We start from the raw sequence: 10,381 nt of genomic DNA, 5'->3' as shown, positions 1-10,381 counted from the left end.
GCTACACGCAGTGAGCGACCGTGGGGGCACTATATATACATCACCGCGATGATTTCGTAACGCTTGATACCCCCGGGTGCCTGCACCTCGGCGGTGTCGCCTTCGTCCTTGCCGATCAGCGCGCGCGCAATCGGCGAGCTGATGTTGACCAGGCCCAGCTTGATGTCGGCCTCGTCCTCGCCGACGATCTGGTAGGTCACCTTGTCGCCGGAATCCTCGTCCTGCAGCTCGATCGTGGAGCCGAACACCACCTTGCCGCCGGCATCAACCTCGGACGGGTCGATGATCTGCGCAGCCGACAGCTTGCCTTCGATTTCCTGGATACGGCCTTCGATGAAGCCCTGGCGGTCCTTGGCGGCGTCGTACTCGGCGTTTTCGCTGAGGTCACCCTGGGCCCGGGCTTCGGAAATCGAGTTAATCACCCAGGGGCGATCCACGGTCTTGAGCTGGTGCAGTTCGGCCTTGAGCTTTTCCGCGCCCTTTTTTGTGATCGGAATGGTTGCCATGGTTTGAGTCCTCCAAAAGCGAAACCGCCACCAGTCACCTGGCGGCGGCGTCTTAACATGTTTGTCCTGGTGCGAGTTTAATGCAAATGCCCCGGCGCGGGCTCGGTAGTTGTCCCGAGCTCAGGCCAGTTGGGCATGAAGTTCCTGAACCGAATAAACCGTCAGGTTGTCCAGGTATTTCATGCCCTCCACCGCCGCTTCGGCGCCGGCGATGGTCGTGTAGGTGGTGACCCGGGCCAGCAGCGCCGAGGTGCGGATCTGCCGCGAGTCGGCAATCGCATTGCGGCGCTCCTCCACGGTGTTGATGACCAGCGCAATCTCGTTGTTCTTGATCATGTCCACCACGTGCGGCCGGCCTTCGGTGACCTTGTTGACCACGCCGCAGGCGATGCCGGCAGCGTTGATGGCCGTGGCCGTGCCCTTGGTGGCGACGATCTCGAACTTGAGCGCCGCCAGCGCACGCGCCACTTCCACGGCGCGCGGCTTGTCGTTGTTCTTGACCGTCAGGAACACCTTGCCGGAGGTCGGCAGCTTGGTGCCGGCACCGAGCTGCGACTTCACAAAAGCCTCGCCGAAAGTCTTGCCCACGCCCATCACCTCGCCGGTGGACTTCATCTCGGGGCCGAGAATGGTGTCCACGCCGGGGAACTTGACGAAGGGAAATACCGCTTCCTTGACGCTGAAATAAGGCGGTGTCACTTCGTTTTTGATGCCCTGGGAGGCCAGCGTCTGGCCCACCATGCAACGCGCTGCGACCTTGGCCAGCTGGATGCCGGTGGCCTTGCTGACAAAGGGCACGGTGCGCGAGGCGCGCGGGTTCACTTCAAGCACATAAATCACGTCCTGGCCATCGACATGCTGGATCGCGAACTGCACGTTCATGAGACCCACCACGTTCAGGGCCTGGGCCATGGCCGCGGTCTGGCGCTTGATCTCGGTCACCGTCTCCGCGCTCAGCGAATACGGCGGCAGTGAACAGGCCGAGTCGCCGCTGTGCACGCCGGCCTGCTCGATGTGCTCCATCACGCCGCCAATGAAGGTCACGCCTTCCGCATCGCGGATGCAATCGACGTCACATTCGATCGCGTCGTTGAGGAAGCGGTCCAGCAGCACCGGCGAGTCATGGCTGACCTTGACGGCTTCGCGCATGTAACGCTCCAGGTCGCGCTGCTCGTGCACGATTTCCATCGCGCGGCCGCCGAGCACGTAGCTGGGACGCACCACCAGCGGGTAGCCCAGCGCAGCGGCCTTTTCGAGGGCCTCGGGCTCGGTGCGGGCCGTGGCATTGGGCGGCTGGCGCAATTTCAGTTCATGCAGCAGCTTCTGGAAACGCTCGCGGTCTTCGGCCGCGTCGATCATGTCGGGCGAGGTACCGATGATGGGCACGCCGTTGGCTTCCAGGTCCAGCGCCAGCTTCAAGGGCGTCTGGCCACCGTACTGGACAATCACGCCCAGCGGTTTTTCCTTGTCGACAATTTCCAGCACGTCTTCCAGCGTCAGCGGCTCGAAATACAGGCGGTCGCTCGTGTCGTAGTCGGTCGAGACGGTCTCGGGGTTGCAGTTGACCATGATGGTCTCGTAACCGTCTTCGCGCATGGCCAGCGCGGCATGCACGCAGCAGTAGTCAAACTCGATGCCCTGGCCGATGCGGTTCGGACCGCCCCCCAGCACCATGATTTTTTTGTTGTCGGTCGGCTCGGCTTCACACTCGCTGCCCTCGCCTTCGTAGGTCGAGTACATGTAGGCGGTGTTGGTCGCAAACTCGGCGGCGCAGGTGTCCACCCGTTTGTAGACCGGGCGCACGCCCAGCTCCAGCCGCTTCTCGCGGATGGCGGTGTCCGTGGTCTTGAGCTGTTTGGCGAGGCGCCGGTCCGAGAAACCCTTTTGCTTGAGAGCGCGCAGTGTCGGCTCGTCGATCTTGTCCAGCGAGGTGGTTTCCAGTTCGAGTTCGATCTTGACGATCTGCTCGATCTGCACCAGAAACCAGGGATCGATCTTGGTCAGCGCAAACACTTCGTCAACGCTCATGCCCATGGCAAAAGCGTCGCCGACGTACCAGATGCGGTCGGGACCGGGCGCGCCCAGTTCCTTCTCGAGCACTTCGCGGTCCTGGGTTTTTTCATTCATGCCGTCCACGCCGACTTCCAGGCCGCGCAGCGCTTTCTGGAAGGACTCCTGGAAGGTACGGCCCATGGCCATGACCTCGCCGACCGACTTCATCTGCGTCGTCAGGCGGCTGTCGGCCTGCGGGAATTTCTCGAAGGCAAAACGCGGAATTTTTGTGACCACATAGTCGATGCTGGGCTCGAAACTCGCAGGGGTGGCACCGCCTGTGATCTCGTTGCGCAACTCGTCCAGCGTGTAACCGATGGCCAGCTTGGCGGCGACCTTGGCAATCGGGAAACCGGTGGCCTTGGAGGCAAGCGCCGAGGAACGCGACACGCGCGGATTCATCTCGATCACCACCATGCGGCCGTCAACCGGGTTGATCGAGAACTGCACGTTGGAACCACCGGTGTCCACACCGATCTCGCGCAGCACGGCCAGACTCGCATTGCGCAGGATCTGGTATTCCTTGTCGGTCAGGGTCTGGGCCGGCGCCACGGTGATCGAGTCGCCGGTGTGCACACCCATGGGGTCCAGGTTTTCAATCGAGCAGACGATGATGCAGTTGTCGGCCTTGTCGCGGACGACTTCCATCTCGTACTCTTTCCAGCCGAGCAGCGACTCTTCAATCAGCAGTTCGTTGGTCGGCGAGGCTTCCAGGCCGCGCTTGCAGATGACCTCGAACTCTTCCGAGTTGTAGGCAATGCCGCCGCCGGTGCCGCCCAGGGTGAAGCTGGGGCGGATCACGGTCGGGAAACCCAGGGTCTTCTGCACGGTCCAGGCTTCTTCCATGCTGTGCGCGATGCCGGAACGGGCCGAACCCAGGCCGATCTTGGTCATCGCGTCCTTGAACTTCAGCCGGTCTTCGGCCTTGTCAATCGCCTCGGGGGTCGCGCCTATGAGCTCGACCTTGTACTTGTCGAGCACGCCGTTGTGCCAAAGGTCGAGCGCGCAGTTGAGCGCGGTCTGGCCGCCCATGGTCGGCAGGATGGCGTCGGGGCGTTCCCTGGCGATGATCTTCTCGACCGTCTGCCAGGTGATGGGCTCGATGTAGGTGACGTCGGCCGTGGCCGGGTCGGTCATGATGGTCGCCGGGTTGCTGTTGATCAGGATGACCTTGTAGCCTTCCTCACGCAGCGCCTTGCAGGCCTGCACACCGGAGTAGTCGAACTCGCAGGCCTGGCCGATGATGATGGGGCCGGCGCCAATGATGAGGACGCTTTTGATGTCTGTGCGTTTAGGCATTCTTCTTCTCCTGAGCCTGTTCCATCAGCGCGGTGAAACGGTCAAACAAATACGAAATATCGTGCGGACCGGGCGAGGCTTCCGGGTGCCCCTGGAAGCAGAACGCCGGCTTGTCGGTGCGGGCCAGGCCTTGCAGGGTGCCGTCGAACAGGCTGATGTGGGTCGGGCGCAGATTCGCCGGCAGTGTTTTTTCGTCCACCGCAAAACCGTGGTTCTGGCTGGTGATGCTGACGCGGCCGTTGTCGAGGTCTTTGACCGGATGGTTGGCACCATGGTGGCCGAACTTCATCTTGAAGGTTTTCGCGCCGCTGGCCAGCGCCATGATCTGGTGGCCCAGGCAGATGCCGAAGGTCGGAATGCCGGTTTCGATCAGTTCGCGAACGGCGGCAATCGCATAGTCGCAGGGTTCCGGATCGCCCGGGCCGTTGGCCAGGAAGATGCCGTCGGGTTTGAGCTTGAGCACGTCGGCGGCGGGCGTCTGCGCCGGCACCACCGTGATGCGTGCGCCGCGCTCGGCCATCATGCGCAGGATGTTTTTCTTCACGCCGAAATCGAAGGCGACAACATGGAATTTCGGTGTGATCTGCACGCCGTAACCCGAGCCCAGCTTCCACTCGGTCTGGGTCCACTCGTAGGTCTGTTTGCTGGAGACCACCTTGGCCAGGTCGAGGCCGGCCATGCTGGGCGCGCTGCGGGCCACGAGGACCGCTTGTTCAATATGTTCAGGCGACACGTCCTCGCCCGGGGGCAGGGCCAGGATGCAGCCGTTTTGCGCGCCCTGGGTGCGCAGCATGCGTGTCAGCTGGCGCGTGTCGATGTTGGCAATTGCCACCGTGCCTTCCCGGACCAGGTACTCGGACAGGGTCATGGTGCTGCGGAAATTCGACGCGATCAGCGGCAAGTCCTTGATGATCAGCCCGGCGGCATGGACTTTTTCCGCCTCCACGTCTTCGGCATTGATGCCGTAGTTGCCGATATGGGGGTACGTGAGGGTAACGATCTGCTGGCAGTAGCTGGGATCCGTGAGGATTTCCTGGTAGCCGGTCATGGCGGTGTTGAACACCACCTCACCGACCGTGGAGCCCACGGCTCCAATGGAATTGCCGATAAAGACCGTGCCGTCTGCGAGCGCCAGGATGGCGTGAGGGGTATTTCCCTGTAGAGACAAAAGCACTGGGTTCTCCGGGTTGGTTACGGTTCGCCCAAGCGCGCACAAGAAACGTCTCTGTCAAGACTCTTGCGGGCTGCTTTAGTGAGGGGGTTGGCTTGGTATGCGCTCGGGCGAAGCTGTGTTTTGAAAAGCCACTGATTATAGCTTGAGGAGGACAGGGACTTATGCATGAAAGGCATGCATTCCTGCCCGGAACGGGGTTACCCGGGCTATCCGGCCGCCGCCAGCGAGCTGGCGTACAGGCAAATGGCCGCGGCAGCCGCCACATTGAGCGACTCCTCGCCACCGGGCTGGGCGATGCGCACCTTCAGGCTGGCCCGGGCCATCAGGTCGTCGCCGACGCCCTGCCCTTCGTGTCCCATGGCCCAGGCACAGGGCATGGGCAGGGTCTGCTGGTGCAGGAAAGCGCCGTGGTGCGAACTGGTCACGATGATGGGAACGCTCAAGCCGTCCAGCGCCTGCGGCTCCACCCCCTCGAGCAGCTGAAGCCCGAAATGGGCGCCCATGCCGGCCCGCAGCACCTTGGGCGACCACAGCGCCGCCGTGCCCCGGAGCGCAATCACCTGGTTGAAACCAAACGCCGACGCGCTGCGCAGCATGGAGCCGACATTGCCGGCATCCTGCACCCGGTCCAGAATCAGCGAGGGTGCACCCGGCGACAGGGCCGTGGGTGCCGGCAGATCGATCACAAAACCCATGCGGGCCGGCGACTCCAGCCCACTGATTTCGGGCAGCAGGGCATCGGAAATCACTATGGTTTTGATAGCTGCCCGCGCCCATTCGGCGGGGGCCAGAGGCCAGAATGACTCTGAAAATACGGCAATCGCCGGTGTCAGCCCGCGCAGCAGCGCCGCACGGCACAGGTGGTCGCCCTCCAGCCAGACCCGCCCCTGCTTGCGGTAGGCCGTGCTGTCCTGCGAGAGCCTGCGCAAGTCCTTGACCAGGGCGTTGTCACGCGAGGTGACATAAACGGGCGCTGCCGGCGCAGGCATGCTCAACGCAGGACCTCGGCCACCGGGCTGAACGACCGGCGGTGTTGCGGGCAGGCGCCGTGCTCGCGCAGCGCCGCCAGGTGTTCAGCCGTGCCATAACCCTTGTGGCCGGCAAAACCGTATTGCGGGTATTCCAGATGGAACTGCTCGCACCAGCGGTCCCGGTGAACCTTGGCCAGGATGGACGCGGCAGAGATGGCCGGCACCAGCGCGTCGCCCTTGACAATGGCTTCGGCCAGCATGCTGAGCACCGGCAGCCGGTTGCCGTCTACCTGCACCTTCACGGGTTTCAGGCGCAGGCCCTCGACCGCACGTTTCATCGCCAGCATCGTGGCCTGCAGGATGTTGAGCCTGTCGATTTCTTCCACGCTGGCCTGCGCAATCGAACAGCACAGGGCTTTTGCGAGGATTTCCTCATAGAGCTGTTCCCGGCGCCGCGCCGTCAACACTTTGGAGTCGGCCAGGCCCTTGATGGGCTGGAGGTCGTCCAGAATCACCGCCGCCGCCACCACCGGGCCGGCCAGCGGCCCGCGGCCGGCCTCGTCCACACCGGCCCACAGTCCGGGCGTGTCCCAGGACAGGGTGACCTGCTCAGCCTTCAAAAATGTTCTGGATCGCATCGGTGGCCAGTTGGGCGGTATCGCGCTGCAGTTCGTGGTGCAGCTGGGTGAATCGTTGTTCGACGGCGGCTATTTTTTCGGGTGCGGTGATTTTCGCATCTATCCATTGCAGCACCGCATCGGCCAGCGCCTGCGGAGTGGCGGCATCCTGCAGCAGTTCGGGCACGACAAAATCGCGACACAGGATGTTGGGCAGGCCCACCCAGGGCTGCAGCTTCTTGCGGCGCATGATCTGCCAGGACAGCCAGTTCATGTTGTAGGCAATCACCATGGGGCGCTTGAACAGCGCCGCCTCCAGCGTCGCGGTGCCGCTGGCAATCAGCGTGACATCGCAGGCCGCCAGCACCGGGTGCGACTGCCCGGCGACGATCTGCACCTGTGCCAGCACACCCGCGTCCTGCGCCGCCTGCTCGATCTGCTGGCGCAGGGCAGGCACTGCAGGAATTATTATTTTGATAGCGGGCTGCGCCCGTAGGACAAGGGCTGCAGCCCGAAAAAACCTGTCAGCCAGGTACTGGATCTCGGAGCGGCGGCTGCCCGGCAACACGGCCAGCACCAGATCATCCGCTGCCAGGCCCAGCAGTTGCCGGGCCGCCGCCTTGTCGGGCTGCATCGGGATCATGCCGGCCAGCGGGTGGCCCACGTAGGTGGCGGCAATGCCATGTTGCGCCAGCAAGGCCGGCTCAAAGGGAAAGATGCACAACACGTGGTCCACACTGCGGCGGATTTTTTCGACACGGTCGGCGCGCCAGGCCCAGACCGAGGGGCTGATGAAATGAACGGTGCGTATGCCGGCGGCCTTCAGGTCAGCCTCGAGGTCGAGGTTGAAGTCGGGTGCATCAACGCCGATGAACACATCGGGCCGCAACTGCAGCAGCCGCTCCCTGAGCTGCTTGCGGATGCCGACAATTTCGCGGTAGTGCCGCAACACCTCGACATAACCACGCACCGCCAGTTTCTCGCTGGGCCACCAGGGAAAAAAGCCGCGGTGCGCCATCTGCGGCCCGCCAATGCCGACCGCCGTCAGCCCGGGCCAACGTGCACGAAAACCGTCGAGCAGCAAACCGGCCAGCAGGTCCCCCGAGGTTTCGCCGGCGACCATGGCCATGCGGGGAGTATTTGCCGCAGAGGACCCGGCCGCCTCTGTACGGCCGGGCACAGGGCTTGGCGCATCGGACATCGTCGCCTACCGGACGATGCCGCGCTGCGGTGAGCTGCCCGCCAGAAAGGTCAACATCGCCTGCACATCAGGCGCCGCTTCGGGATGCCCGGCGGCCAGTTCTGCAATGCGTGCCTTCGCCTGCTCCAGCGTGAGGTCCTCACGGTACAGCGCCTTGTGCATGGCCTTGACGGCTGCAATACGGCCTGGCGTGTAGCCGCGCCGGCGCAGGCCTTCATAGTTCATCGAGCGCGCCTCGGCGGGCTGGCCCTGGCACATCACGAACGGCGGCAGGTCGGCAAACAGCAGCGAACACATGGCGGTCATGCTGTGCGCGCCAAGCCGGACAAACTGGTGCACGACGGTGAAGCCGCCCAGGATCACCCAGTCGCCGACATGCACATGGCCGGCCAGCTGGGAGTTGTTGGCAAAAATCGTGTGGTTGCCGACATCGCAATCGTGCGCTAGGTGCACGTAGGCCATGATCCAGTTGTCGTCGCCGACACGCGTCACCCCGGTGTCGCCGGGGGAGCCGATATTGAAGGTGCAGAACTCGCGAATGGTGTTGCGGTCGCCGATGACCAGCTCGCAGGGTTCGCCCGCATACTTCTTGTCCTGCGGAATCGCGCCCAGCGAATTGAACTGGAAAATGCGGTTGTCGCGCCCTATCGTCGTGTGGCCCTCGATGACGCAATGCGCGCCTACCGTGGTGCCCGCGCCTATGCGCACATGGGGACCGATCACGGTGTACGGCCCCACGCTGACGCTGCTGTCGAGCTGGGCCTGGGGATCAACCAGCGCTGTGGGATGTATGGCCATCATGAAAAAATATACTGTGCAGCGAAGACCTGGGCCACCAGTTGCGTGGGCAAGCGCCCCTTCAAGCCGGGGCCGCGGGACTGGCTCCGCCAGACCGCAGGCGCAGCGGCCCCCTCGGGGCTGGCGCCTGCGGCTCCAAACCTGCTTGAGCAGGTTTGGACAGGCGCCAGAAGCGAAGCCTCTGGCAAGCGGCGGCCTGCAAGGTGCAGCGTATTACGCGAAGCGAAAAGCGTGGGGGCCATTCAGGCGATGGTGCGCATGGTGCACATCAGCTCGGCCTCGCAGACCATGTTGTCGTCGACCCGGGTCACCCCCTTGAACTTGAACACGCCGGCCTTGAGCCGTTCCAGCGTGACCTCCATGATCAGCTGGTCGCCGGGCTCCACCGGCCGCTTGAAACGCGCGCCGTCGATGCCGGCAAAGTAATACACGGTCTTGTCATCGGGCGTCACACCCTGCATGTCGAACGCCAGCAGGGCTGCGGCCTGCGCCATGGCTTCGAGCATCAGCACACCCGGCATCACCGGCCGGTGCGGAAAGTGGCCGGTAAAAAACGGCTCGTTGATCGTGACGTTCTTCAGCGCCTTGATGCGCTTGCCTTTTTCCAGTTCCAGCACACGGTCCACCAGCAGGAAGGGGAAGCGGTGCGGGAGCTGCTTGAGAATTTGGTGAATGTCCATCATGATTTTTTTTCGGTCTTTCCAGAGGCTTTGTCAGTCGTTTGCTCGAGCGCCTTGAGGCGTTCACGCAAAGCGTGAAGCTGCTTGAGTGTGGCTGCATTTTTTTCCCACTGCGCATTGTCGTCGATGGGAAAGAGCCCCGTGTAATGCCCCGGCTTGTGAATCGAGCGGGTCACCACCGAAGCGGCGGAAATATGCACATGGTCGGCCAGGCTCAGATGCCCCAGCACCACCGCGCCGCCGCCCACGGTGCAATGCGCACCGATGGTGGCGCTGCCTGCCACCCCGGCACAGCCGGCCATGGCCGTGTGTGCGCCCACGCGCACGTTGTGGCCGATCTGCACCAGGTTGTCCAGCTTGACGCCGTCTTCGATCACGGTGTCCTGCAGCGCGCCCCGGTCGATGCAGGTGTTGGCGCCTATCTCGACGTCGTTGCCGATGCGCACGGCGCCCAGCTGTTCGATTTTTTCCCAGCGGCCGGCATGCGGCGCAAAACCGAAACCGTCGGCGCCGATCACGGCCCCCGGATGCACGATGCAGCGCTCGCCGAGGGAGCAACCGTCGGCCACCGTCACGCGGGCCGACAGGCGCGTTCCGGCGCCGATATGGACATCGTTGCCGATCACGCCGTGCGCGCCCACCTGGACACCGGCGCCCAGCACCGCACGGGCGCCAATGCAGGCAAAGGCGCCCACTGCCACACCGGCTGCCAGGCGGGCTTGGGGGTCGACAAAGGCGCTGGGGTGGATGGCGGGCCCGCCGGACGCACCGGACGGTGCATGCTCACGCTTCCAGAGCTGGGTGATGCGGGCAAAGTAGAGATACGGGTCATCGACAATGATGCAGGCGCCGCGCTCAATAGCCGCCTCGGCGGCGCCAGGCCCCACCACCACACAGGCGGCGGCGGACTGGGCGAGTTTGCCATGGTACTTCGGGTGACTGAGAAAGGTCAGCTCGGCCGCGCTGGCCGTTTCGAGCGGGGCGAGCCGCTCGACCAGGACATCCGGGTCTCCCACCAGCCGGGCATCAAATTCGCCCGCCAGTGCTGCAACAATGTCCCCGAGTCTGAGCGTCACACCTGGC

At 63.8% G+C, this 10,381-nt stretch carries 9 protein-coding genes; all 9 read right to left on the bottom strand.

Annotated elements, in window-relative coordinates:
- Positions 1 to 29: 29 nt before the first annotated feature.
- Complete coding sequence (greA, locus tag PSV40_RS07595; protein ID WP_293592237.1) at positions 30 to 506, bottom strand: transcription elongation factor GreA; 477 nt, start codon at positions 504 to 506, stop codon at positions 30 to 32.
- Between the two features lie 120 nt (positions 507 to 626).
- Positions 627 to 3,857 carry a carbamoyl-phosphate synthase large subunit gene (gene carB / locus PSV40_RS07590; RefSeq protein WP_300536207.1) on the bottom strand — a complete coding sequence of 1,077 codons (3,231 nt, stop codon included), beginning with the start codon at positions 3,855 to 3,857 and terminating at the stop codon, positions 627 to 629.
- Positions 3,850 to 5,031, bottom strand: a complete 1,182-nt coding sequence (gene carA, locus PSV40_RS07585; protein ID WP_300536205.1) for a glutamine-hydrolyzing carbamoyl-phosphate synthase small subunit — start codon at positions 5,029 to 5,031, stop codon at positions 3,850 to 3,852. The genes carB and carA overlap by 8 nt, the downstream gene beginning before the upstream one ends.
- A 206-nt stretch (positions 5,032 to 5,237) precedes the next feature.
- A complete protein-coding gene (locus PSV40_RS07580) occupies positions 5,238 to 6,020 on the bottom strand; it encodes an RNA methyltransferase (RefSeq protein WP_300536203.1) in 783 nt (260 codons plus the stop codon).
- A 2-nt stretch (positions 6,021 to 6,022) separates the two neighbouring features.
- Positions 6,023 to 6,640: a ribonuclease HII gene (rnhB, locus tag PSV40_RS07575; RefSeq protein ID WP_096697228.1), complete on the bottom strand. Its 618-nt coding sequence runs from the start codon at positions 6,638 to 6,640 to the stop codon at positions 6,023 to 6,025.
- Positions 6,612 to 7,742: a lipid-A-disaccharide synthase gene (gene lpxB / locus PSV40_RS07570; protein ID WP_300536213.1), complete on the bottom strand. Its 1,131-nt coding sequence runs from the start codon at positions 7,740 to 7,742 to the stop codon at positions 6,612 to 6,614. Before lpxB ends, rnhB begins: the two co-directional genes overlap by 29 nt.
- An 84-nt stretch (positions 7,743 to 7,826) precedes the next feature.
- On the bottom strand, positions 7,827 to 8,621 hold the full coding sequence (lpxA, locus tag PSV40_RS07565) for an acyl-ACP--UDP-N-acetylglucosamine O-acyltransferase (RefSeq protein ID WP_300536202.1): 795 nt from the start codon (positions 8,619 to 8,621) through the stop codon (positions 7,827 to 7,829).
- A gap of 239 nt (positions 8,622 to 8,860) precedes the next feature.
- Positions 8,861 to 9,301 (bottom strand): 3-hydroxyacyl-ACP dehydratase FabZ, encoded by a 441-nt coding sequence (gene fabZ / locus PSV40_RS07560; RefSeq protein WP_096665436.1) that lies wholly within the window; start codon positions 9,299 to 9,301, stop codon positions 8,861 to 8,863.
- Positions 9,298 to 10,374 (bottom strand): UDP-3-O-(3-hydroxymyristoyl)glucosamine N-acyltransferase, encoded by a 1,077-nt coding sequence (lpxD, locus tag PSV40_RS07555; RefSeq protein ID WP_300536199.1) that lies wholly within the window; start codon positions 10,372 to 10,374, stop codon positions 9,298 to 9,300. Before lpxD ends, fabZ begins: the two co-directional genes overlap by 4 nt.
- Positions 10,375 to 10,381: the final 7 nt, after the last annotated feature.

The organism is Polaromonas sp., assembly GCF_029945925.1.
In the GTDB taxonomy this organism is placed as follows: domain Bacteria; phylum Pseudomonadota; class Gammaproteobacteria; order Burkholderiales; family Burkholderiaceae_C; genus Polaromonas.
Note: the sequence above shows the minus strand (reverse complement) of the source record. Positions and strands in the feature narration are given on the sequence as shown.

Coding starts and splice junctions, on each gene's coding strand:
- greA (WP_293592237.1), bottom strand. CDS start 506: ATGGCAACCATTCCGATCACAAAAAAGGGCGCGGAAAAGCTCAAGGCC.
- carB (WP_300536207.1), bottom strand. CDS start 3,857: ATGCCTAAACGCACAGACATCAAAAGCGTCCTCATCATTGGCGCCGGC.
- PSV40_RS07580 (WP_300536203.1), bottom strand. CDS start 6,020: ATGCCTGCGCCGGCAGCGCCCGTTTATGTCACCTCGCGTGACAACGCC.
- rnhB (WP_096697228.1), bottom strand. CDS start 6,640: ATGCGATCCAGAACATTTTTGAAGGCTGAGCAGGTCACCCTGTCCTGG.
- lpxB (WP_300536213.1), bottom strand. CDS start 7,742: ATGGTCGCCGGCGAAACCTCGGGGGACCTGCTGGCCGGTTTGCTGCTC.
- lpxA (WP_300536202.1), bottom strand. CDS start 8,621: ATGATGGCCATACATCCCACAGCGCTGGTTGATCCCCAGGCCCAGCTC.
- fabZ (WP_096665436.1), bottom strand. CDS start 9,301: ATGATGGACATTCACCAAATTCTCAAGCAGCTCCCGCACCGCTTCCCC.